General features: G+C 67.1%; 19 protein-coding genes. 10 read left to right on the top strand and 9 right to left on the bottom strand.

The annotated features are described in order from the left end of the window. Nucleotides 1-12: 12 nt before the first annotated feature. From G5V65_RS09210 to G5V65_RS09200, 3 genes are all read right to left on the bottom strand, one after another. The gene (locus G5V65_RS09210; protein WP_165049233.1) at nt 13-612 is read right to left on the bottom strand and encodes a CbiQ family ECF transporter T component; all 600 of its coding nucleotides are present in this window, start codon (nt 610-612) and stop codon (nt 13-15) included. Next, nucleotides 587-1,303, bottom strand: a complete 717-nt coding sequence (locus G5V65_RS09205; RefSeq protein WP_394352235.1) for an energy-coupling factor ABC transporter ATP-binding protein — start codon at nt 1,301-1,303, stop codon at nt 587-589. Before G5V65_RS09205 ends, G5V65_RS09210 begins: the two co-directional genes overlap by 26 nt. Before the next feature lie 148 nt (nt 1,304-1,451). Then, nucleotides 1,452-2,729 carry a 4-aminobutyrate--2-oxoglutarate transaminase gene (locus tag G5V65_RS09200; protein ID WP_165049229.1) on the bottom strand — a complete coding sequence of 426 codons (1,278 nt, stop codon included), beginning with the start codon at nt 2,727-2,729 and terminating at the stop codon, nt 1,452-1,454. A 190-nt stretch (nt 2,730-2,919) separates the two neighbouring features. Between G5V65_RS09200 and dprA the strand changes: the two genes are divergently transcribed. The 3 genes from dprA to G5V65_RS09185 all read left to right on the top strand — a co-directional run bounded on the left by dprA (nt 2,920) and on the right by G5V65_RS09185 (nt 8,295). Next, complete coding sequence (gene dprA, locus G5V65_RS09195; RefSeq protein WP_165049226.1) at nt 2,920-4,068, top strand: DNA-processing protein DprA; 1,149 nt, start codon at nt 2,920-2,922, stop codon at nt 4,066-4,068. A gap of 926 nt (nt 4,069-4,994) precedes the next feature. Beyond that, a complete protein-coding gene (gene topA / locus G5V65_RS09190; RefSeq protein WP_165049224.1) occupies nt 4,995-7,616 on the top strand; it encodes a type I DNA topoisomerase in 2,622 nt (873 codons plus the stop codon). Between the two features lie 76 nt (nt 7,617-7,692). Continuing rightward, nucleotides 7,693-8,295, top strand: coding sequence for a hypothetical protein (locus G5V65_RS09185; protein WP_165049222.1), 603 nt, complete (start codon nt 7,693-7,695; stop codon nt 8,293-8,295). A gap of 12 nt (nt 8,296-8,307) precedes the next feature. On the opposite strand, the gene choV is transcribed toward G5V65_RS09185, so the two are convergent. The 3 genes from choV to choX all read right to left on the bottom strand — a co-directional run bounded on the left by choV (nt 8,308) and on the right by choX (nt 11,189). Further along, the gene (gene choV, locus G5V65_RS09180; protein WP_165049220.1) at nt 8,308-9,342 is read right to left on the bottom strand and encodes a choline ABC transporter ATP-binding protein; all 1,035 of its coding nucleotides are present in this window, start codon (nt 9,340-9,342) and stop codon (nt 8,308-8,310) included. After that, entirely contained in the window at nt 9,339-10,172 is an 834-nt protein-coding gene (choW, locus tag G5V65_RS09175) for a choline ABC transporter permease subunit (protein WP_165049218.1), read from the bottom strand. The genes choV and choW overlap by 4 nt, the downstream gene beginning before the upstream one ends. Nucleotides 10,173-10,262: 90 nt before the next feature. Further along, complete coding sequence (gene choX, locus G5V65_RS09170) at nt 10,263-11,189, bottom strand: choline ABC transporter substrate-binding protein (RefSeq protein ID WP_165049216.1); 927 nt, start codon at nt 11,187-11,189, stop codon at nt 10,263-10,265. A gap of 94 nt (nt 11,190-11,283) precedes the next feature. On the opposite strand from choX, the gene betI reads away from it, so the two are divergent. From betI to G5V65_RS09140, 6 genes are all read left to right on the top strand, one after another. Then, entirely contained in the window at nt 11,284-11,868 is a 585-nt protein-coding gene (betI, locus tag G5V65_RS09165; protein WP_206526733.1) for a transcriptional regulator BetI, read from the top strand. Further along, a complete protein-coding gene (gene betB / locus G5V65_RS09160) occupies nt 11,865-13,319 on the top strand; it encodes a betaine-aldehyde dehydrogenase (protein ID WP_165049212.1) in 1,455 nt (484 codons plus the stop codon). The genes betI and betB overlap by 4 nt, the downstream gene beginning before the upstream one ends. Beyond that, nucleotides 13,306-14,316, top strand: a complete 1,011-nt coding sequence (locus tag G5V65_RS09155) for a threonine ammonia-lyase (RefSeq protein ID WP_165049211.1) — start codon at nt 13,306-13,308, stop codon at nt 14,314-14,316. Before betB ends, G5V65_RS09155 begins: the two co-directional genes overlap by 14 nt. 14 nt (nt 14,317-14,330) lie before the next feature. Next, nucleotides 14,331-15,989 carry a choline dehydrogenase gene (gene betA / locus G5V65_RS09150; RefSeq protein WP_165049210.1) on the top strand — a complete coding sequence of 553 codons (1,659 nt, stop codon included), beginning with the start codon at nt 14,331-14,333 and terminating at the stop codon, nt 15,987-15,989. A gap of 81 nt (nt 15,990-16,070) precedes the next feature. Continuing rightward, on the top strand, nt 16,071-16,730 hold the full coding sequence (locus G5V65_RS09145; RefSeq protein WP_165049208.1) for a thermonuclease family protein: 660 nt from the start codon (nt 16,071-16,073) through the stop codon (nt 16,728-16,730). Between the two features lie 73 nt (nt 16,731-16,803). After that, nucleotides 16,804-17,040 carry a YdcH family protein gene (locus G5V65_RS09140; protein WP_165049206.1) on the top strand — a complete coding sequence of 79 codons (237 nt, stop codon included), beginning with the start codon at nt 16,804-16,806 and terminating at the stop codon, nt 17,038-17,040. A 48-nt stretch (nt 17,041-17,088) separates the two neighbouring features. On the opposite strand, the gene G5V65_RS09135 is transcribed toward G5V65_RS09140, so the two are convergent. The 3 genes from G5V65_RS09135 to G5V65_RS09125 all read right to left on the bottom strand — a co-directional run bounded on the left by G5V65_RS09135 (nt 17,089) and on the right by G5V65_RS09125 (nt 20,264). Further along, nucleotides 17,089-18,486 carry a helix-turn-helix domain-containing protein gene (locus G5V65_RS09135; protein WP_165049204.1) on the bottom strand — a complete coding sequence of 466 codons (1,398 nt, stop codon included), beginning with the start codon at nt 18,484-18,486 and terminating at the stop codon, nt 17,089-17,091. Nucleotides 18,487-18,608: 122 nt separating this feature from the next. Next, nucleotides 18,609-19,817 (bottom strand): multidrug effflux MFS transporter, encoded by a 1,209-nt coding sequence (locus G5V65_RS09130; RefSeq protein ID WP_165049202.1) that lies wholly within the window; start codon nt 19,815-19,817, stop codon nt 18,609-18,611. 93 nt (nt 19,818-19,910) lie between these two features. Beyond that, complete coding sequence (locus G5V65_RS09125) at nt 19,911-20,264, bottom strand: DMT family protein (RefSeq protein WP_165049199.1); 354 nt, start codon at nt 20,262-20,264, stop codon at nt 19,911-19,913. Nucleotides 20,265-20,550: 286 nt separating this feature from the next. On the opposite strand from G5V65_RS09125, the gene G5V65_RS09120 reads away from it, so the two are divergent. Beyond that, a complete protein-coding gene (locus tag G5V65_RS09120) occupies nt 20,551-22,083 on the top strand; it encodes an acyl-CoA carboxylase subunit beta (RefSeq protein WP_165049197.1) in 1,533 nt (510 codons plus the stop codon). The last annotated feature ends 1 nt before the right edge of the window (nt 22,084 follow it).

The raw sequence follows: 22,084 nt of genomic DNA, 5'->3' as shown, positions 1-22,084 counted from the left end.
GGGTGGCGGGGTTTAGCCCGCCCCTCCCCTGGCGCGCAAGGATTCGGCGACATGGTCCGCCTCGTCGAGGGCTGCCAGGGCGGCGGGGATGAGGATGCGCCAGCCCGGGCGGCGCGGGCTGCGGGCGGTCCATGCGGCGCGGATCGTGTCGATCCGGTCTGAAAGCACGGGGATGAAGCGGAGCGCGAGGGCGAGGGCCAGCGTCAAGCGGCGGGTGGGAAGGCCCGCGCGGGCGAGGGGGGCGGTCAGGCGGTCGAGCGCGGCCAGCATGTCGGAGAGCCGGGTCGTCATGGTGACGAGGTTGGCAAGGGCCATGGCCGTGATCAGGCGGAGCGCGATGGTGGCGCCCTGGGCGAGGTCTCCGGTCAGCCCATGCCAGAGGGCGAGGAGGGCGAGGAAGGGCCAGAGCGGGCGCAACTGGCGCAGGGCGGTGGCCGCGATGCTGCGCCCGAGGAGGAGGTGCAGGGCGGCGAGGGCCGTGGCGATTGCCGCAAGGGGGAGCGGGGTGGTCAGCCGGAAGAGGAGGACGGTCGCTGCGCAGAGCAGGGCGAGTTTCAGGCCGGCGGGCCAGCGGTGGAGGGGTGTTTCAACGGGGGAGGTGAGGGTCAGCATCGGCCTCTCCCAATCGGGCCATTTCGGCGGTGAAGGCGGGGAGGACGGCACCGGGCGGGCCATCGGCGCGGATGCGGCCACTGTCGAGCCAGAGGATGCGGTCGCAGGTGGCGACGGCGGCGGGGTTGTGGCTGATGGTGATGAGGCGCTGGGGCAGGGTGGCGAGGCGGCGCGTCAGGCGCGCGGCGGTGGGCAGGTCGAGCGCGGCGAAGGGTTCGTCGAGCAGGATGGTACGGGGGGCCATCAGGAGGATCGCCTGCAGGCAGAGCCATTGGCGCTGCCCCTGCGACAGGGTGGAGACGGGGAGGTCGGCCCAGTCGGCGCGGCCTTCCGCCGCCAGCGCGGCGCGGGCGCGGGTTTCGGCATCCCTGTGGCCTTGCTGGCGCAGGCCGAAGGCCAGTTCCTCGGCCACGGTGGGGAAGAGGATCTGCTGGTCGGGGTTCTGGAAGAGGATGCCAAGGCGGGAAAGCATCCCCTTGCGGTCGCGGGCGGGGTCGATGCCATCCACCATGACGCTGCCGGAGGAGGGCGCGACAAGGCCCGCCATCAGCCGCAGGAGGGTGGTCTTGCCCGATCCGTTCTGCCCGACGATGCCGATGCGGGGTTCCGTCAGGGCAAGCGTCAGGTCTGACAGGATGGGCGTGCCACGGATGACGAGAGAGGCGCCCCGAAGGACGATACCCTGATCCATCTGTGCGAATGCCCCGGTCATGCCGGAGCGATTAGCGCAAGGGAAAGGGCCGTTCCAGAAGAAACGGCCCTTGTCCGATGCTTGCCCCTGTGGATGGGGCCGCAGGCCCCGGGGGGTGCGGGGGGGCGGATGCCCCCCCGTTGCGATCTCAGCCCTGACGGGCCGCCGCGACGGCGTCTTCGAGGATGTCCATCGCCTCGGCGAAATGCGCGTCGGGGATGGTGATCGGCGCAAGGAAGCGGATCACGTTGCCATAGACGCCGCAGGTGAGCAGGATCAGGCCGCGCTTCAGCGCCTCTGTCCGCACGCGGCCGGTGAAGCCTGCATCGGGTTCCTTGTTGCCCGGATTGGCGAATTCGACGGCGACCATGAAGCCGGGGCCGCGGATGTCGATGATTTCCGGGGTGGTGGAGCGGATCGCCTCCAGCCGCTGCTTCAGGCGCGAGCCCAGTTCGTTGGCGCGGGCGCAGAGCTGTTCTTCCTCGATCACGTCCAGCACGGCGTGGGAGGCGGCGATCCCCAGCGGGTTGCCCGCATAGGTACCGCCGAGGCCGCCGGGATTGGCGGCGTCCATGAGTTCCGCCTTGCCCGTGACGGCCGCCAGCGGCAGGCCGCCGGCAAGGCCCTTGGCCATGGTCGTCAGGTCCGCAGCGACGCCGTGCATCTGCATGGCAAAGAGGTTGCCGGTGCGGGCAAAGCCGGTCTGCACCTCATCCGCGATCATGACGATGCCGTGCTTGTCACAAAGCGCGCGGATGGCTTTCACAAGATCGGTCGGCGCCTCGTAGAAGCCGCCTTCGCCCTGCACGGGTTCGAAGATGATGGCGGCGACGCGGGCGGGGTCGAGATCGGCCTTGAAGAGCTTTTCGATGCCCTTCATCGAATCCTCGGTCGAAATCCCGTGCGGGCCCATCGGGAAGGGAACGTGGAAGACATCGGGCATCATCGCGCCGAAGCCTTTCTTGTAGGGTTCGACCTTGCCGGTAAGGCTCATCCCCATGAAGGTGCGCCCGTGGAAGCCGCCGCCGAAGGCGATGACGGCGTTCCGGCCCGTGGCGATGCGGGCGATCTTGATCGCGTTCTCGCAGGCCTCGGCCCCGGTGGTGACGAAGATCGTCTTTTTCGCGAAATCGCCCGGAACGGCGGCGTTCAGGCGTTCGGCAAGGCGGATGTAGTTCTCGTAAGGCAGCACTTGATGGCAGGTATGGGTGAAGCGCGACATCTGTTCGGTCACGGCGGCCATGACCTTGGGGTGGCAGTGGCCCGTGTTCACCACGGCGATGCCCGCGGCGAAGTCGATGTAGCGGTTGCCTTCGATATCCCAGATTTCCGCGTTCTTGGCGCGGTCGGCGTAGATCTGGGTCATCATGCCCACACCGCGGGAGATGGCTTCATCCCGGCGACGGGCGACTTCGGCATTCTGCATGATTGGGCTCCATCCTGCGGGGTCCGGCCTGGACCCGAATTTCCGCCTCATTTGATCAAACTTCGCGCCGCTCTTCAATGACGAAGGCGACGCGGGGCGGCGGGAATCCGTCGCAGGGGCAGAGGGGATTCACCCGGCCTTAAGGAATCAGGGCCAGACTGGCGGGACAGGGCGGCAGAAGGTTGGCCAGATGCGGGATTTCCAGGACGACGATCCGGTGGATCGGCTGCGGCTGATCCGGTCGCGGCGGGTGGGGGCGGTGACCTATCACCGGCTGGTGGCCGAGCATGGATCGGCGGCGGCCGCGCTTGCGGCCCTGCCCGAGGTGGCGCGCGCTGCCGGGGTGGAGGGCTATGTGCCCTGCCCCCCCGAGGTGGCGCGGCACGAGATGGCGCAGGCCCGGAAGGCAGGGGCGCGGATGCTGGTGCCGGGCGGGCCGGACTATCCGGCGGGGCTGATGGAGATGCCGGATGCGCCGCCGCTGCTGTGGCTGCGGGGCGATCCGGCCTGGCTGGCGCGGCCGATGGTGGCGATGGTGGGGGCGCGCAATGCATCGTCCCTGGGCGTGCGGATGGCGCGGCGCCTGTCGGCGGCGCTGGGGGCTGCGGGGCAGGTGGTTGTTTCCGGCCTGGCGCGCGGGATCGACGCCGAGGCGCATGGCGCGGCGCTGGCCACGGGAACGGTGGCGGTGATGGCGGGTGGGGTGGATGTGATCTATCCCGAGGAACATGCCAGCCTCGCCGCGCGGATCGCCGAAGGGGGTTGCCTGCTGTCGGAACAGCCGATGGGACTTGTGCCGCAGGCGCGGCATTTCCCGCTGCGCAACCGGATCATCGCGGGGCTGTCGCGGGCGGTTGTGGTGGTGGAGGCGGCGGCGCGGTCGGGGTCGCTGATCACGGCGCGGGATGCGCTGGATCTGGGGCGCGAGGTGCTGGCGGTGCCGGGCCATCCCTTTGACGCGCGGGCGGCAGGGTGCAACATGCTGATCCGGGATGGTGCGGTGCTGGTGCGCGGGGCAGACGACGTGCTGGAGGCGCTGGGGGCATCGCCCGGCGCGCCGCGGCAGGTGGCGGCCGGAACGATCGCCGCGGAGGAAGACCCTGCGCCGGGGCCGGTGGCAGGCGTGGTGCCGGGACCGATGCCGGAGCGGCGGCCTTTGGTCGAGATGGCGGCGCTGCATGGCCAGATCCTGGCCCGGCTGGGGCCAAGCCCGGTGGCGGAGGACCAGTTGATCCGCGATCTGGACCTGCCGGCCGAGGCGGTGGCGCGCGAACTTGTGGCGCTGGAGATGGAGGGGCAGGTGTTCCGGCAGGCCGGAGGGATGCTCTCGCGGGCCTGATCGGCCCTGGGCGCGCGGGCGGGGCCGGCCTGCGGTCGCCGATGAAGGCTGCGCGCGCGGCGCTCGGCAGGGTCGGGATGGCGGTTCGGGGCGCAGGCCGTGCGACAGCTGTGCCCTGCCTTTGGGCCTTCGCGATGCCGGGGGGCGTGCTGCCAACCACTCTCTGAGCGTGGCGGGTTTGGGCCGAGGGCGATGCGGCGCAGTCGTGGCAAATGGAAGGACGCGGGGCGTTCGGGGCGCGGCGCGTTGTCGGCGGGATGGGTTGGATCGGGGCGCGATGCCATGGGCGGGGAGCGGCGGCAGGATACGCGAGGCAGGGGCAGGATGCGGGGCGGGTCGAGGCTGTTCGCGGAATGGGTCTGTTGGGGCTGCCCTCGGGGCTTGATGGGGGCCTGAGGGCGGGGACTGTCTGTCGAGGCTGTGCGGGGATGGGTCTGTTGGGCCTTTCCTTGGGGGAATGATAGGGGCCTGAGGGCAGGGACTGTCCGTCGAGGTTGTGCTGGGATGGGTCTGAAGGGCCTTTCCTTGGGGAATGATGGGGGCCTGAGGGCGGGGCCCGTCCGTCGAGGCTGCGGGTGGGATCGGTCTGTCGGACCTGCCCTTGGGGCCTGTTTGGGGCGGGAGCCGGGTCTGACCGGGTAGACTGCGAGGGGGATTGGTCCGTTGAACCCGGCCCTGGCACCTGGTCGGGGCCAGTTCCGGGCGCTATCCGGCAAACGGTTGGGGGTGCTGGTCGGGGGCGTTCATCGAGGGTCGGGGGCGTTCATCGAGGCGGGAATCGGGGCAGATTGCCGGGGGCGATGGAGGGGTGGTGCGGCCCGCGCGGAAGGTCGGGGCAGGGCGGGGCATCCGGCTGCATTGACAAGGGCAGCGGTTCGCCCACATGTTGCCGCGCTGTTGCCCCGGGCGTATTGGAAGGATCTTTGATGGCTGTCGTCGTTGTGGAAAGCCCCGCCAAGGCGAAGACCATCAACAAGTATCTGGGCCCGGATTTCACGGTTCTGGCCTCTTACGGCCATGTGCGCGACCTGCCCGCCAAGGATGGATCCGTCGATCCCGAGCAGGATTTCCGCATGGAATGGGAGGTGGCGAGCGAATCGAAAAAGCATGTCCGCGCCATTGCCGAGGCGTTGAAATCCGATGACACGCTGATCCTTGCCACCGACCCCGACCGCGAGGGCGAGGCGATTTCCTGGCACCTGAAAGAGGCGCTGGCCTCGTCCATCAAGAAGGGCAAGACCGTCGCGCGGGTGACGTTCAATGCGATCACCAAGGATGCGGTGACCCGCGCGATGAAGGAACCGCGCGAGGTGGATGAGGCGCTGGTGGAGGCCTATCTGGCGCGCCGCGCGCTGGATTATCTGGTGGGCTTCACCCTGTCGCCCGTGCTGTGGCGCAAGCTGCCGGGGGCGAAGTCGGCGGGGCGGGTGCAATCCGTCTGCCTGCGGCTGATCGTCGAGCGCGAGATGGAGATCGAGGCCTTCCGCGCGCAGGAATACTGGACGGTGAAGGCCGTTCTGGTGACGCCGCGCGGGCAGGAATTCGAGGCGCAGCTGACCGTTCTGGGCGGCAAGAAGCTTTCAAAATTCGACATTCCGACGGCTGAGGCGGCGGAGTTGGCGGTGAAGGCTGTCACTTCCCGAACATTGACGGTGAAGGCGGTGGAGGCGAAGCCTGCCACGCGGAACCCCTGGCCGCCCTTCATGACATCGACCCTGCAGCAGGAGGCGAGCCGGAAATACGGCATGGGCGCCAAGGCCTGCATGAGTGCCGCGCAGCGGCTCTATGAGGCAGGCCACATCACCTATATGCGGACCGACGGCATCGACATAGCGCCCGAGGCGGTGATGGCCGCGCGGGATGAGATCAAGCGGCGCTTTGGTGCGAATTACGTGCCGGACTCCCCGCGCATGTACAAGAACAAGGCCAAGAACGCGCAGGAAGCGCATGAATGCATCCGGCCCACCGACATGTCGGCAGGGCCGGAAAAGCTGCGTCTGGTCGAGGCGGATCAGAAGAAGCTGTATGAGCTGATCTGGAAGCGCACGATTGCCAGCCAGATGGCCGCGGCGCGGCTGGAGCGGACGGCGGTCGATGTGGGCAGCGCCGATGGCGAGGTGATGCTGCGGGCCAATGGGCAGGTGGTGCTGTTCGACGGCTTCCTTGCTGTCTATGACGAGGGCCGGGATGACGATGGCGAGGATGAGGGCCGTCTGCCGCAGGTGATGCAGGGCGAGGGCGTGGAGAAGCGCGGGGTCAGCCCGGAGCAGCATTTCACCCAGCCCCCGCCGCGCTATACCGAGGCGACGCTGGTCAAGCGGATGGAAGAGCTGGGGATCGGGCGGCCATCCACATATGCAAGCATCATCGGCACGATCCAGGACCGCGAATATGTGCGCAAGGACAAGAACCGCCTGATCCCCGAGGACAAGGGGCGGCTGGTGACGGCGTTCCTCACCAATTATTTCCGCCGCTATGTCGATTTCGACTTCACCGCCGATCTTGAGACGCAGCTTGACGATGTCTCGGCCGGGGAGCGGGATTACAAGGAAGTGCTGGCGCGGTTCTGGCGGGATTTCAGCGCGGCGATTGCGGAAACCGCCGATCTGCGCATCGGCGAGGTGCTGGAGAAGATCGACGAATTCCTTGGCCCGCATCTTTACCCCGCGCGGGCGGATGGGTCTGATCCGCGGTCCTGCCCGGTTTGCGGCGATGGGCGGCTGCATCTGAAGACGGCGCGGTCAGGCGGGGCCTTCATCGGCTGCGGGAACTATCCCGAATGCCGCTATACGCGGCCCATCGGTGGCGGGGATGAGGGCGGCATGGCCGGGGTGGATGGCAAGGTGCTGGGCCATGATCCCGAGGGCCAGCCCATCAGCCTGCGGGCGGGGCGGTTCGGGCCCTATGTGCAGAAGGGCGAGGCGAGCGAGGCCAATCCCAAGCCGCCGCGCGCCAGCCTGCCCAAGGGCTGGAGCCCTGAATCGATGGATCTGGAGCGGGCGCTGCAACTCTTGAACCTGCCGCGTCCCATCGGGCCGCATCCGGCGGATGGCGTGCTGGTGGAGGCGGGGATCGGGCGGTTTGGTCCTTATGTGAAGCATGGGTCGGTCTATGCGAATGTCCCCGATGTGGAAGAGGTTTTCACCATCGGGATGAACCGCGCAGTGGAGGTGCTGGCACAGAAGGCGACGCGGGGGCGTGGGACGGCTGCGCCGGCGGGGCCGCTGCGGGTGCTGGGCGAGCATCCCGATGGCGGCGAGGTTCAGGTGATGCCCGGCAAATACGGGCCTTACGTGAAATGGGCCAAGGTGAATGCGACCCTGCCAAAGGGCATGGAGCCGGAGGCGGTGACGCTGGAAGAGGCGCTGGCGCTGATCGTGGAAAAGGCGGGCAAGGCGGGGGGCAAGAAGGCGGCGAAGCCGAAGGCCGCTGCCAAGCCCAAGGCTGCGGCGAAACCCAAGGCTGCGGCCAAACCGAAAGTCGCGGCCAAGCCGAAAGCCGCCGCCAAACCGAAAGCCGCGGCCAAGCCCAAGGCGGCGAAGGCCTAACCACTTTCGGATAGGCGACAGGCCGCGCGCGCTCTGCTAGGCAGGGCGCGTGTTTCGGTCCGCGCAGGGGGATGTGGTGCGTCTTTCGATGGTTGTTCTTGGTCTGGCGGGGCTGGCCCCGCTGCCTGCCCTTGCAGAGGAGCCCTTTGAGGGGCGGGGCTATTTCATCGCCTGCGGGGAAGAGGGTTGTTTCCTGAACGCGGCGGGGTTCGATCTGTTCGTGGGCAGCGATCAGGGGGCCGAACTGCTGGCCGATCTGCCGATGCTGGCGGCGGTGGCGGTGCGGGGCAGCCTGTCCGATATCGGTGACAGTTCCGCCGCGCTGCGCCTGGAGGCGGTAGAGCGGGTGGCGGATGACCTTTATGAGGGCAATCTGCAGGCGATGCAGGGCGACTGGCATCCGGTGGGCGAGGCAAACCCCTTTACCATCGGCATCTACGGGATGGACTGGACCGAGATGCTGATGGAGGAAGAGCAGGATCGTTTCATGATGTCGGTAGGGGAGTCCTGCGCGGATGGCACTGTCCATCAGGGCATGGTGATCAGCCTGTATCGCTATGGCGACGATCCGGCGGCGGATGCCTGCTGGGGGATGGACTATATCGACGACGGGCGGATGTCGCTGCGCGATCTGTCGGGCGATTTCGGCCTGGTGGATTTCGAACGCGTGCTTGAGTGAGCCCGCGCGGGATCAGGCCCCGCGCGGATCAATCAGCCGGGCCATGACATCGGCGGCGCGGATGGCGCCGATGGGCTGGCCCTGTTCGATCACCGAAAGCTCTGTCGCGCCGTCGCGCAGCATTTCCATCACCGTCTTGACCGGGGTTTCCGCGTCGATGGCCTGGCCTGTGGCGCTGGCCCCCCGGGCCATGACATCCCGCGCCGTCAGCACGCCCAGCGGGTTCATATGCGCCACGAAATCGGCGACGTAATCGGAAACCGGGTTGGCGATGATCTCGCGTGCGGTGCCGCATTGCACGATGCGGCCCCCCTCCATCAGGGCGATGCGGTTGCCGATCTTGAACGCCTCATCGAGATCGTGGGAGACGAAGATGATGGTGCGCTGGAGTTTTGCCTGAAGGTCGAGGAGTTCGTCCTGCAGCCGCGCGCGGATCAGCGGATCGAGGGCGGAGAAGGGTTCGTCCATCAGAAGGATGGGCGCATCGGTGACGAAGGCGCGGGCAAGGCCCACGCGCTGCTGCATGCCGCCGGAAAGTTCGCCCACCTTGCGGTCGGCCCATTGGGTGAGGTTCACCAGCGCAAGCTGTTCATCCACCTTGGCCTTGCGGCCTTCGGGCGGGATGCCAGCGAGTTCGAGGCCGAGGCCGACATTTTCCCGCACCGTGCGCCAGGGCAGAAGGCCGAATTGCTGGAACACCATGGCGATGCGCGACAGGCGCAGCTTGCGCAGGGTTTCCGGGGTGGCCTTGGTGACAGAGGTCATGCGCTCGCCATCCCAGACGCGCACCTCGCCCCGGACCACGGGGTTGAGCGCGTTGACCCCGCGCAGGAGCGTGGATTTGCCCGAACCGGACAGGCCCATGAGGACGAGGATCTCGCCTTCCGCCACCGACAGGGTGCAATCGTGGACGCCCAGAACCTGCCCGCATGCCGTTTGAACCTCGGCGCGGGATTTGCCTTCGTCCATGAGGGGAAGGGCGCGGTCGGGATTGTCGCCGAAGACGATGGAGACGCGGTCGAATTCAACAGCGTTGCGCGCGGTCATTTGCGGGTCACCCGGAGCATGCGGTCAAGAAGGATGGCGACGACGACGATGATGAAGCCGGATTCGAAGCCGAGCGCGGTGTTGACCGAGTTCAGCGCCCGGATCACCGGCACGCCAAGGCCGTTCGCGCCGACAAGGGCGGCGATGACGACCATGGACAGCGACAGCATGATGGTCCGGTTCAGCCCGGCCATGATCTGCGGCAGCGCCCAGGGCAGTTCCACCTTCCACAGGCGCTGGCGCGGGGTGGCGCCGAAGGCGGTGGCGGCCTCGAGCAAAGCCTGTGGCGCGGTGGAGATGCCCAGATGCGTAAGCCGGATGGGCGCGGGCAGGACGAAGATCACCGTGGCGATCAGGCCGGGCACCATGCCCAGGCCGAAGAAGACGATGGCCGGGATCAGATAGACGAAGGTGGGCAGGGTCTGCATCAGGTCCAGCACCGGCACCATGGCCTGATAGAGGCGCGGGCGATGGGCGGCGGCGATGCCGATGGGCACGCCAAGGCCCATGCAGACGACACAGGCGGCAAGGATCAGGGTCAGGCTTCCTGTGGTTTCTTCCCAATAGCCCTGATTGAGGATGAAGAGAAAGCCGATGAGCGCCCCGAGGCAGACCTTCCAGGACCGTTGCAGATACCATGTCAGGGCCAGGAAGGCCGCGATGATGATCAGCGGATGCGGCGTCTGGAGGATCCACAGGATCCCGTCGATCATCGCTTCCATCACCCGCGAGATCAGATCGAAAAGCGGCCCCAGATTGGCATTCATCCAGTCGAAGACAGTCTTCGCCGCCCGGCCTACCGGGATCTTGTAATCGGTCAGCCACTCCATCCGCGGTCCTGCCCCTTCATCTTGGTGAAAATACCCTGCGGGGGTCCGGGGGCGCAAAGCCCCCGGGGGGTGCCGCAGGGCGCAGGTGGCTTATTGCAGCGCGGCCGCGACGGCAGCCTTGGCATCGCCGCCATCCTTGGTCGTCACGCCGTCGAGCCAGGCTTCCCAGGCGGTGGGGTTGGCGGCGAGCCAGGCCTTGGCGGCATCGCGCGGATCGGTGCCGTCATTCAGGATCGCGCCCATGATCTCGTTCTCCATGGCGAGCGAGAAGGACAGGTTCTGCAGCAGTTTGCCGGTATTGGGGCATTCGGCCACATAGCCCGCGCGGGTATTGGTATCGACCACCGCCCCGCCGAGGTTGGGACCGAAGAAATCGTCGCCGCCGGTGAGATAGGTCATCTTGAAATTGGCGTTCATCGGGTGGGGTTCCCAGCCGAGGAAGATGATCGGCTCGCCCGCATCGGTCTTCTTGGCGACTTCGGCCAGCATGCCCTGTTCGGAGCTTTCCACGATTTCGAACCCGTCCAGGCCGAAGGGGCCGGAGGCGATCATGTCCATGATCAGGCGGTTGCCGTCATTGCCCGGTTCGATGCCGTAGATCTGGCCTTCGAGGGCATCCTTGTGGGCGGCGATGTCCTTGAAATCGGCGATGCCGAGGGCGGCGCCCGCCTCGTTCGTGGCAAGGGTGTATTTCGCGCCTTCCAGGTTGGTGCGCACGGTTTCGACGGTGCCCGCCTCGCGGTAGGGGGCGATGTCGGCCTCCATCGTTGGCATCCAGTTGCCGAGGAAGACGTCGATATCGCCGCCGGCAAGGCCGGTATAGGTGACGGGAACCGAGAGGACCTTGGTTTCGGTTTCATATCCCAGCGCCTCGAGGACGAGGGTGGTGGCGGCGGTGGTGGCGGTGATGTCGGTCCAGCCCACATCCGAGAAGACGATCTTGTCGCAGCCTTCGGCGGCGGCGGCCCCGGCCAGCGCGAGGCTTGCCGTCGTGGCGAGAAGGAGGTGTTTGAACATGGTTGCGATCTCCCGGTCGGTTTTTGTTGATTGACGAGTCAATAGACTTCACGCTTACTCGGTTTGGCAAGTTTTTTCTTGGGACCTCACCGATATGCCGAAGCTTGGAATGGAGCCTATCCGAAAGGCGGCGCTGGTCAAAGCGACGATCAGCGAGATCGGGCGCGTGGGATCGCTGGATGTCACGGTAAGCCAGATCGCCAAGCGCGCGGGCATGTCGAGCGCTCTGGCGCACCATTATTTCGGGTCGAAGGAAGAGATCTTCCTGGCGGCGATGCGGCATGTCCTGACGCTGTATGGGGCCGAGGTGCGGGGGGCGCTGGCCGTGGCCGAGGGGCCGGAGGCGCGGCTGAGGGCGATTCTGGCGGCAAGCTTCAGCGCGGGGAATTTCCGGCGCGAGGTGGTGGGGGCCTGGCTGAATTTCTACGTGCTGGCCCAGACGGTACCCGAGGCGAAGCGGCTGCTGGCGATCTATCAGGGGCGGCTGCGGTCGAACCTGATGGCCTGTCTGCGGCCCCTGGCGGGCGCGCGGGCGGGCGAGGTGGCCGAGGGGCTGGGGGCGCTGATCGACGGGCTTTACATCCGCGAGGTGTTGAAGTCGGGGCCGCCGGATGCGGCGGCGGCGGTGCAGACGGCGCTGGATTATCTGAACGCTCAACTGAAGGGAAAGACCGCATGAAGGCGCAACCGAAGGCCAGCCATTTCGTCGACGGGGCCTATGTCGAGGACAAGGCGGGTGCGCCGATCGAGGTGATCTATCCCGCGACGGGCGAGGTGATCGCGGTCGTGCATGAGGCGACGGCGGCGGTGGTGGAGGCGGCGCTTGCCTCGGCCAAACGGGCGCAGGCGGAGTGGGCGGCGATGAAGCCGGTGGAGCGGTCGCGCATCCTGCGGCGGGCGGCGGATATGATCCGCGACCGGGGGGATGAGCTGGCGCGGCTGGAGACGCTGGATACGGGCAAGCCGATTCAGGAAACCATCGTTGCGGATTGGCCGAGCGGGGCGGACAGCTTGGAATGGTTCGCGGGGCTGGCCCCCACGGTGACGGGCGAGACGGTGCCCTTGGGGCGGGATTTCGTCTATACGATCCGCGAGCCTTTGGGGGTTTGTGTGGGCATCGGCGCGTGGAATTATCCCAGCCAGATCGCCTGCTGGAAGGCGGCCCCCGCGCTGAGCCTTGGCAATGCGATGGTGTTCAAGCCGTCGGAGGTGACGCCTCTGGGCGCCTTGATGCTGGCGGAGATTTTCGTCGAGGCGGGGCTTCCGGCGGGGCTGTTCAACGTGGTGCAGGGGCGGGGGGCGGTGGGGGCGTCGCTGGTCACGGATCCCCGGGTTGCGAAGGTGTCGCTGACGGGGTCGGTGCCGACGGGGCGCAAGGTCTATGCCGCGGCGGCGGATGGCGTGAAGGCCGTGACGATGGAACTGGGGGGGAAGTCGCCGCTGGTGGTCTTTGACGATGCGAGCGTCGAGGATGCGGTGGGGGCGGCGATGCTGGGGAATTTCTATTCCGCCGGGCAGGTCTGTTCCAACGGGACGCGGGTCTTCGTGCAGAAGGGGATCAAGGCGCGGTTCCTTGAACGGCTGGCGGCGCGGACGGCGGGGATCGTTCTGGGCGATCCGCTGGACGAGGCCACGCAGATGGGGCCGCTGGTGAGTGCGGCGCAGTTGGAAAAGGTGCTGGGCTATATCGCGACGGCGAAGGCCGAGGGCGCGCGGCTGGTCTGCGGCGGCGGGCGGGCGGCGCCGAATACGGGGTTCTATGTGCAGCCCACGGTGTTCGCCGATGTGACGGATGGCATGACGATTGCCCGGGAAGAGGTGTTCGGCCCCGTCATGGCCGTGCTGGATTTCGAGACCGAGGAAGAGGTTGTCGCGCGGGCGAATGATACCGAATTCGGGCTGGCGGCGGGGGTGTTCACGGCGGACCTGACGCGGGCGCATCGGGTGATCGCGCGGCTGGAGGCGGGGACGTGCTGGATCAATGCCTATAACCTGACGCCGGTCGAGGGGCCCTTCGGGGGATCCAAGATGTCGGGTGTGGGGCGCGAGAACGGGCGCGCGGCGGTGGAGCATTACACGCAAGTGAAGTCGGTCTATGTCGGCATGGGGCCGGTCGATGCGCCCTATTGATCTGCCCGGGCCGGAACGGATTGCCGCCGCCCATGCGGCGCTGCGCGACAGGGTGCGGCTGACGCCGCTGCTGGAGGCGGAGGGGCTGGCGCGCGAGTGCGGCGCGGCGCGGCTTTTCGTGAAGGCCGAGGGCTTGCAGCGGACGGGTTCGTTCAAGCTGCGCGGGGCCATGTGGCGGCTGATGCAACTGACAGAGGAGGAACGGGGGCGGGGCGTGGTGGCCTTCTCCTCGGGCAATTTCGCGCAGGGTCTGGCGGCGGCGGGGCAGGATCTGGGGGTGCCGGTGACCATCGTGATGCCGTCGGACGCGCCCGAGGCGAAGCGGCGCGCGACCGAGGCGCTGGGGGCAGAGGTGGTGCTGTCGTATCATGGGGATGCCCCGCGCGAGGTGGCGGCGGCGGCGCTGGCGCGGGAAGTGGCGGGATTGCGCGGGCTGACGCTGCTGCATCCCTTTGACGATCCCGAGGTGATCGCGGGGCAGGGCACGGCGGGGCTGGAGGCGCTGGCGCAGATGCGCGCGGCCGGGGCGGTGCCGGATGTGGTGGTCTCGCCCGTGGGCGGGGGTGGGCTGATGGGCGGCGTGTCGCTGGCGCTGCGCGCGGCCCATCCCGATGCGGAAATATGGGGGGCCGAACCACGGGGGCATGACGGCATGGGCCGGTCGCTGCGGGCGGGCGACAGGGTCGCCGCCCCGGGGGGGCCGACGGTCTGTGACGCGCTGCAGGCCCCGATGCCGGGCGAGGCGACCTTTGCCGCCTGCCGGGCGGCGGGGGTGGAGGGGCTGGCGGTCGAGGATGGCGCGGTCTTGCGCGCGATGATGCGCGCCTTCGAGGCGCTGAAACTGGTGCTGGAACCATCGGGGGCGGTGGCGCTGGCGGCGGTGCTGGAGGGGCAGGTGCCCGTGGCGGGCAAGGTGGTTCTGGTCATCGCATCGGGCGGGAACATCGCCTTTGACCGCTTTGCCGAATGCCTTGCGCATGCGGCGCGGAAGAATTGAGGAAGGTCGGGGACATGACGGCGGATTTCGTGATCATCGGGGCAGGCTCTGCCGGTTCGGCAATGGCCTGGCGGCTGGGCGAGGGCGGGGCGAAGGTCACCGTCATCGAACATGGCGGCACGGATGCGGGGCCGTTCATCCAGATGCCGGCGGCGCTGTCCTATCCGATGAACATGGCGCGGTACGATTGGGGCTTTCAGACCGAGCCGGAGCCGCATCTGGGCGGCCGCGTGCTGGCCACGCCGAGGGGCAAGGTGATCGGCGGGTCGTCCAGCATCAACGGGATGGTCTATGTGCGGGGCCATGCGCGGGATTTCGATACCTGGGCCGAGATGGGGGCGCAGGGCTGGGCCTATGCGGATGTGCTGCCCTATTTCCAGCGGATGGAAAGCTGGCACGGGGCGCGCGACGGGGGCGATCCGTCGTGGCGGGGGGCGAACGGGCCTTTGCATGTGTCGCGGGGACCGCGGGAGAACCCCTTGTTCGATGCCTTCATCAAGGCGGGGGAGCAGGCGGGGTATCCCGTGACGCGCGATTACAACGGCCAGCAGCAAGAGGGGTTCGGGCCGATGGAGGCCACGATCCACAATGGCGTGCGCTGGTCGGCGGCGAATGCTTACCTCAAGCCTGCGGTGAAGAAGGGGAATGTGGAGGTCGTGCGCGCCTTTGCGCGGCGGGTGGTGATCGAGAATGGCCGCGCGGTCGGGGTCGAGGTGGAGCGGGGCGGTCAGATCGAGGTGATCCGTGCCGCGCGCGAGGTGGTGGTGGCGGCGTCGTCCATCAACACGCCGAAGATCCTGATGCTGTCGGGGATCGGGGATGCGGCGCATCTGCGGGCGCATGGGGTGGAGGTGGTGGCGGATCGTCCCGGCGTGGGGGCCAATCTGCAGGACCATCTGGAGCTTTACCTGCAGTTTGCCTCGAAGAAGCCCGTGACGCTGTATAAATACTGGAACCTCTGGGGGAAGGCGGTGATCGGGGCGCAGTGGCTGTTCACCAAGAAGGGGTTGGGTGCCTCGAACCAGTTCGAGGCCTGCGCTTTCATCCGGTCGAAGCCGGGGGTGGAATATCCGGATATCCAGTATCATTTCCTGCCCATCGCCGTGCGCTATGACGGAAAGGCGGCGGCCGAAGGGCATGGGTTCCAGGCCCATGTCGGGCCGATGCGATCAAAATCGCGGGGGGCGGTGACGCTGCGGTCGGGCGATCCGAAGGACGCGCCGAAGATCCTGTTCAACTACATGTCGCATCCCAGCGACTGGGAGGATTTCCGCACCTGCATCCGTCTGACGCGCGAGATCTTTGGGCAGGAGGCGATGGCGGGCTATGTGAAGCACGAGATCCAGCCGGGGGCTGGGGTGCAGACGGATGACCAGCTGGATGATTTCATCCGCGCGCATGTGGAAAGCGCCTATCACCCCTGCGGCACGGCGCGGATGGGGCGGCGGGACGATCCGATGGCGGTGGTCGATCCCGAATGCCGCGTGATCGGGGTGGAAGGGCTGCGGGTGGCCGACAGTTCCATCTTCCCGCAGGTGACGAACGGCAACCTGAATGCGCCGTCGATCATGGTGGGCGAGAAGGCGGCGGATCATCTGCTGGGCCGGACGCCCCTGCCGCGGTCGAATGCCGAGCCCTGGATCAACCCGAACTGGCGCGTGGCGCAGCGGTGATGTTCCGGCTGCGTTCTTAACCAGTTAAGGAATTATTAATGTTTGCCTTGATTTCGCCCCCTCTGCGGGGGAAATCGGGGTATGGCGTTAACACTTCGTTCCCTTCTCGTTCTTGTCCTGCTGGCCTTGCCGCTTCCCTTGCTTGCCGCGACGGTGGAGGGGCGGGCGCGGGCGGTGGATGGCGACACGCTGGAGGTGGCGGGGGTGAAGGTGCGGCTTTTCGGCGTGGATGCGCCGGAACTGGACCAGCCCTGCGAGAGGGGCGGGCGGCGCTGGGCATGCGGTCGTGCGGCGCGGGAAGAACTGGCCGGGATCGTCGGGCGCAAGCGGCTGTCTTGCGCGGTGCAGGATGTGGATCGCTATGGGCGGGCGGTCGCCGTCTGCGCGGCGGGGGGCGAGGATGTCGGCGCATTGATGGTGCGGCGGGGGATGGCGGTGGCCTATCTGCGCTATTCGTCGCGCTATACGAATGCCGAGGCGGCGGCGCGGGCCGAAGGCGTGGGCCTGTGGGCGGCGGATTGGGTGGCGCCGGAGGACTATCGACAGGCGGAAGAGGCACAGGCGGTGCCGGATGCGGATTGCGCGATCAAGGGGAATGTCGGGGCGGGCGGCAGGCGCATCTATCACCTGCCGGGACAGGCGGATTATGCCGCGACGCGGATCAATCCGCGCAAGGGGGAGCAGTGGTTCTGTTCCGAGGCGGAGGCGCGGGCGGCGGGTTTCCGGCGGGCGTCGCGTTAGTTTGATTGAGGTCAAGGCGGGGCTGGACCGCGCCCTTTAGCGTCAGGTCATGACGACGCGAAGGAGAATGCACATGTCGAACACGCCCCATGACCTGTATGAGGATTTCCCCGAGAAGGCCGAGGCGATACATGCGCTGAAGGCGGCGGATGCGCATTTCGCGAAGATGGTCGAGGACTATCACGAGGTGAACCGCGCGGTGCATCGGGCCGAGACGCTGGTGGAGCCGACCACGCCGGAACATGAGGCGGAGTTGCGCCAGAAGCGGATGAAGCTGAAGGATGCGATCTGGAAGCAGATCGCGGCCTGAGAGGGTTGGCAGAGGAAGGAAGGCCCCGGTACTCGCCGGGGCCTTCTGTCATTCCGCGATCTCGTAGGGCAGGAGGCCGCGGCGGTCGGGGTCGACCTTCAGGCGGCGTTCGAGGGGTGGGACGGAGCGCTGGTGGCAGGCGGGGCGTTCGCAGATGCGGCAGGAGATGCCGATGGGTTCGAAATGGCCCTTCAGGTCCAGCCCGTCGGCATAGACGAGTTGCGGGGCGTGCTGGACTTCGCAGCCGAGGCCTATGGCGTAGCGTTTGACGGGGGCGAGGAAGGCCCCGCCGGGTTTGGACACGTCGCGCGAGAGGCAGAGGTATTTCACCCCGTCGGGCGTTTCGGCAAGTTGGCGGAGGAACTGGCCGGGGGATTCGAAGGCGCGGTGGACGTTCCAGAGCGGGCAGGCGCCGCCGAAGCGGGCGAATTGCAGGCGGGTGGCGGAGTGGCGTTTGGTGATGGTGCCTGCCTGATCCACGCGAACGAAGAAGAAGGGGATGCCTTTCGCGCCTGGGCGTTGGAGGGTGGAGAGGCGGTGGGCAACCTGTTCGATGGAGGCACCGAAGAGATCGGCCAGCCGTTCGAGATCGTGCCGGGTTTGCAGGGCGGCGGCCTGGAAGGCGCGGTAGGGCAGGAGGGCGGCCCCGGCGAAATAGTTGGCGAGGCCGATCTTGGCGATGTCGCGCGCCTCGGGCGTGGCGAAGCGGGCGAGGTCGAGCGTGGCCTCGATCAACTCGTTCTGGGTCAGGAGGGCGACTTGCAGCAGAAGCTGGAAGCGCTGGGTCGGGCCTGCGGTGCGGTTCGAGAGCGTCAGGCGCTTGGTGGCGGGGTCGTAGCGGCGGGTTTCGGGCTGGTCGGTGAAGGTGACGGTGATGCCGCGCCGCTCCAGCGCGGTGATGGCGGTGCGGGTGATGTCCTGCGGCGCGCCACCCGGAGTGGCGAAATGTTCGGCGGCGCGGTCGACGGCGTCGATGTAGTTGTCGCAGTAGTGGAAGAAGTCGCGCACCTCCTCCCATGGCGAGGGGCGGAGGGAGGCGTCTTCGCGACCAAGCGCTTCGTCCAGCGAGGCGAGGCGTTCATGGGTCTGGCGGTAGGCGCGGTGCAGGTCGAGGAAGGCGCGGGCCAGCGCGGGCGCGTTGGAGGCGGCGAGGCGGAGGTCGGCCAAGGGGGGCGAGGTGGCCGCGAAGACGGGGTCGGCCAGCGCCTCGCGCATGTCGGAGACGAGGCGTTCGGATTCGCCCACGGTCAGTTCGGTGACGTCGAGGCCGAATTCCTGTGCCAGGGCCAGCACCACGGAAGCCGAAACCGGCCGGTGGTTGTTTTCCATCTGGTTGAGATAGGGGAGCGAGACGCCCAGCTTGTCGGCAAAGGATTTCTGGGTAAGGGCGAGGCGGGCGCGGATCTCGCGCAGCTTGGCACCGGCATAGAGTTTCTGCGTGGCCATGTCGGCATCCTTTGCAAAGCGGCGCGGCGTGGGTGCGGTGGCCCACCGGAATTTTGCAAAGTTCTTCGAAGAAATCCCGCGCGCGTCAAGGGGGAAGCGCGCGGGGCGGGCGGGCGGCGGGATCAGCCCAGCCCGAGGCGGCGGGCGCGGCGCATCACGGCGAGGATCGAGAAGAGCGCGAGGATGGCAGAGCCGAGCATCAGCAGGATCAGCGGCATCTCGGTTGCGCCTTCGGTCAGGAGCGTTCCGGCCAGCGCGGCCAGGGCCGCGCCGCCGCCGATCTGGATCGCCCCGCCAAGGCCCGAGGCGGTGCCCGCGAGTTCGGGCTTGATCGACAGCATCCCGGCATTGGCATTGGGCAGTGTCATGCCGTTGCCAAGGCCGAGGGCGAGGGTGAAGCCGAAGAAGACATAGGGGGAATGCAGGCCCGCGAGGGTGACGAGGGCGAGGAGACCCATGCCGATCACGCAGACGATGGTGCCGCCCAGGATCATGCGGTTCAGCCCGATCCGGACGGAAAAGCGCCCGGCGACGAAATTGCCTGCCGCATAGCCCACGGCGGTGATGGCGAAGAGAAGGCCCACTTCGGAGGAGGAGAGGCCGAAGACCACGTTGCCCACATAGGGCGCACCGCCGAGATAGGCGAAGAAGGAACCCGAGGTGAAGGAGGCGCAGCCCACATAGCCCCAGAAGCGGCGCGAGGTCAGCAGGCCCGGATAGGTGCGGATCTGGTCCATGAGCGAGATCTTGCGGGGTGTCGCGGTTTCGCCCAGATCGGCCCAGATCAGCACCAGCGTGACCACGCCGAGGATCAGCAGCAGCGCGAAATTCGCCTGCCAGCCGAATTGTTCATCAAGCACGCCGCCGATGACGGGGCCGATCATGGGCACGATCGACATGCCCATGGTGACATAGCCGATCATCGAGGCGGCCTGGGCATCGGGGACCATGTCGCGCACGACGGCCCGCGACAGGACCATGCCCGCCGCCACCACGGCCTGCGCCATGCGGAAGATCAGGAAGGTGGTGGCATCGGTGGCCAGCAGCGTGCCCACGGTGGCGACCAGGAACAGGACCATCGCGCCCAGAAGCACCTTGCGGCGGCCGAAGCGATCGGAGATCGGGCCGATGAGGATCTGCAGCACGGCCGAGAGCGCAAGGTAGAGCGCCACGGAAAGCTGCATCAGCGCATAGGGGGCATCGAACCACTTCGCCATGCCCGGCAGCGAGGGCAGGAAGATGTTCATCGCCAGGGCCGACATCCCCGCCATCAGGATGAGCGTGGCGATATGCGGGGGAGTGCGGCGGTCAAGGAAGCGGACGGGTGTCATGCCGAAGCGCTACGCCCGCAGGGGGGGGCTTGTCCAGAAGCGGGAATGCACAGGTCGGTGTGCCTGAGGGCGCGGGCGGGCTGTGGCAGGGGGCTAGCCCCATTTGTGGAAGATGAAGAAGGCCCCGAGCGCGATGAAGGCAAAGCCGAGTGCGTGGTTCCAGCCCAGCGGTTCCTTCAGATAGAGCACCGAGAAGACGGCGAAGACGGTGAGGGTGATCACCTCCTGGATCGTCTTGAGTTCGGCCGCCGAGAAATGGCCGTGGCCGATGCGATTGGCAGGCACCTGCAGCGCATATTCGGGCAGGGCGATCAGCCAGCTGGCTAGGATGACCAGCACCAGCGAGGCGGACTTGTATTTCAGGTGCCCATACCAGGCGAAGGTCATGAAGATGTTCGAGGCGAGCAGGAGGCCGATGGTGATGACGGGGACGGGAAGCTGCGACATGATGGCAAGGGTCCGGTTTTCTGGGTTCCGTGGCGTGGCGCGGGGTGGGTGGCCCCGGGAGGGCGACCTGCCCTCCCGGACCCTCCGGGCGAGATTTGGGAACGGATGAAAGGGCTTGGATCGTTCTGACCGCGCTTTTAGGGCCGCGACGGGCGGAAGGCGAGGGGTTTGCTGATTTGCGTTTTGCGCAAGGAAGTCTGCCAATAATTTGCAAATATGCGAGACTCCCTTTGGTCCCCCTGCTTCATGCCGCTATGTATCGGCAAAATTCGGGGGGAGAGCACCGATGAAGGATATCCTGCAGGAGTTGGAAGACCGCCGCGCCGTGGCCCGCGCGGGCGGGGGCGCGCGCCGGGTGGAGGCGCAGCATGCCAAGGGCAAGCTGACCGCGCGGGAGCGGATCGAGCTTTTGCTGGATGAGGGCAGTTTCGAGGAATTCGACATGTTCGTGCAGCACCGCTGCACGGATTTCGGGATGGAAGAGACGCGCCATCCCGGCGACGGTGTCGTGACCGGATGGGGCACGATCAACGGGCGCATGGTCTATGTCTTTTCGCAGGACTTCACCGTGCTGGGCGGGTCGGTTTCCGAAACCCACGCGGCGAAGATCTGCAAGATCATGGATATGGCGATCCAGAACGGCGCGCCGGTGATCGGGATGAACGATTCCGGCGGGGCGCGGATTCAGGAAGGGGTGTCTTCGCTCGCGGCCTATGGCGAGGTGTTCCAGCGCAATATCCTTGCCTCGGGCGTGGTGCCGCAGATTTCGCTGATCATGGGGCCTTGCGCGGGGGGTGCGGTCTATTCGCCCGCGATGACGGACTTCATCTTCATGGTGAAGGACAGCTCCTACATGTTCGTCACCGGGCCGGATGTGGTGAAGACCGTGACGAATGAGCAGGTCACCGCCGAGGAACTGGGCGGGGCTTCGACGCATACGAAGAAATCCTCGGTCGCGGACGGGGCCTATGAGAATGATGTCGAACTGATCGCGGAAACGCGGCGGCTGTTCGATTTCCTGCCGCTGAACAACCGCGAGAAGGCGCCGGTGCGGCCCTTCTTCGATGATCCCGCGCGGGTGGAGATGAGCCTTGATACGCTGGTGCCGGACAATCCGAACCAGCCCTATGACATGAAGGAACTGATCCTGAAGATCGCCGACGAGGGCGATTTCTTCGAGATCCAGAAGGATTTCGCGGGCAATATCATCACCGGCTTCATCCGGCTGGAAGGGCAGACCGTGGGCGTGGTGGCGAACCAGCCGATGGTCCTGGCGGGCTGTCTGGATATCGACGCAAGCCGGAAGGCCGCGCGTTTCGTGCGGTTCTGCGACGCCTTCGAAGTGCCGATCCTGACGCTGGTCGATGTGCCGGGCTTCCTGCCGGGGACGAGCCAGGAATATGGCGGGGTCATCAAGCACGGGGCGAAACTGCTGTTCGCCTATGGCGAGGCGACGGTGCCGAAGGTGACGGTGCTGACGCGCAAGACCTATGGCGGGGCCTATGTCGTGATGTCGTCCAAGCATCTGCGGGGCGATTTCAACTATGCCTGGCCCACGGCGGAAGTGGCCGTGATGGGGGCGAAGGGGGCGGTCGAGATCCTCTATCGCAGCGAGTTGGGTGACAAGGACAAGATCGCGGGGCGGGTGAAGGATTACGAGGACCGCTTCGCCAATCCCTTTGTTGCGGCGGAAAAGGGGTTCATCGACGAGGTGATCATGCCCCATTCCACCCGCCGCCGCGTTGCGCGCGCCTTTGCCAGCCTGCGGACGAAGAAGCAGGCCAATCCCTGGAAGAAGCACGACAACATCCCGTTGTGAG

The sequence above is a fragment of the Paragemmobacter kunshanensis genome (assembly GCF_011059185.1).
GTDB lineage: Bacteria > Pseudomonadota > Alphaproteobacteria > Rhodobacterales > Rhodobacteraceae > Paragemmobacter > Paragemmobacter kunshanensis.
This window is presented reverse-complemented; position numbering and strand designations above follow the sequence as displayed.

Excerpts from the sequence above, each read along its gene's own strand:
- G5V65_RS09210 (WP_165049233.1), bottom strand. The coding sequence starts at position 612 with ATGCTGACCCTCACCTCCCCCGTTGAAACACCCCTCCACCGCTGGCCC.
- G5V65_RS09205 (WP_394352235.1), bottom strand. The coding sequence starts at position 1,303 with ATGGATCAGGGTATCGTCCTTCGGGGCGCCTCTCTCGTCATCCGTGGC.
- G5V65_RS09200 (WP_165049229.1), bottom strand. The coding sequence starts at position 2,729 with ATGCAGAATGCCGAAGTCGCCCGTCGCCGGGATGAAGCCATCTCCCGC.
- dprA (WP_165049226.1), top strand. The coding sequence starts at position 2,920 with ATGCGGGATTTCCAGGACGACGATCCGGTGGATCGGCTGCGGCTGATC.
- topA (WP_165049224.1), top strand. The coding sequence starts at position 4,995 with ATGGCTGTCGTCGTTGTGGAAAGCCCCGCCAAGGCGAAGACCATCAAC.
- choV (WP_165049220.1), bottom strand. The coding sequence starts at position 9,342 with ATGACCGCGCGCAACGCTGTTGAATTCGACCGCGTCTCCATCGTCTTC.
- choW (WP_165049218.1), bottom strand. The coding sequence starts at position 10,172 with ATGGAGTGGCTGACCGATTACAAGATCCCGGTAGGCCGGGCGGCGAAG.
- choX (WP_165049216.1), bottom strand. The coding sequence starts at position 11,189 with ATGTTCAAACACCTCCTTCTCGCCACGACGGCAAGCCTCGCGCTGGCC.
- betI (WP_206526733.1), top strand. The coding sequence starts at position 11,284 with ATGCCGAAGCTTGGAATGGAGCCTATCCGAAAGGCGGCGCTGGTCAAA.
- betB (WP_165049212.1), top strand. The coding sequence starts at position 11,865 with ATGAAGGCGCAACCGAAGGCCAGCCATTTCGTCGACGGGGCCTATGTC.
- G5V65_RS09155 (WP_165049211.1), top strand. The coding sequence starts at position 13,306 with ATGCGCCCTATTGATCTGCCCGGGCCGGAACGGATTGCCGCCGCCCAT.
- betA (WP_165049210.1), top strand. The coding sequence starts at position 14,331 with ATGACGGCGGATTTCGTGATCATCGGGGCAGGCTCTGCCGGTTCGGCA.
- G5V65_RS09145 (WP_165049208.1), top strand. The coding sequence starts at position 16,071 with ATGGCGTTAACACTTCGTTCCCTTCTCGTTCTTGTCCTGCTGGCCTTG.
- G5V65_RS09140 (WP_165049206.1), top strand. The coding sequence starts at position 16,804 with ATGTCGAACACGCCCCATGACCTGTATGAGGATTTCCCCGAGAAGGCC.
- G5V65_RS09135 (WP_165049204.1), bottom strand. The coding sequence starts at position 18,486 with ATGGCCACGCAGAAACTCTATGCCGGTGCCAAGCTGCGCGAGATCCGC.
- G5V65_RS09130 (WP_165049202.1), bottom strand. The coding sequence starts at position 19,817 with ATGACACCCGTCCGCTTCCTTGACCGCCGCACTCCCCCGCATATCGCC.
- G5V65_RS09125 (WP_165049199.1), bottom strand. The coding sequence starts at position 20,264 with ATGTCGCAGCTTCCCGTCCCCGTCATCACCATCGGCCTCCTGCTCGCC.
- G5V65_RS09120 (WP_165049197.1), top strand. The coding sequence starts at position 20,551 with ATGAAGGATATCCTGCAGGAGTTGGAAGACCGCCGCGCCGTGGCCCGC.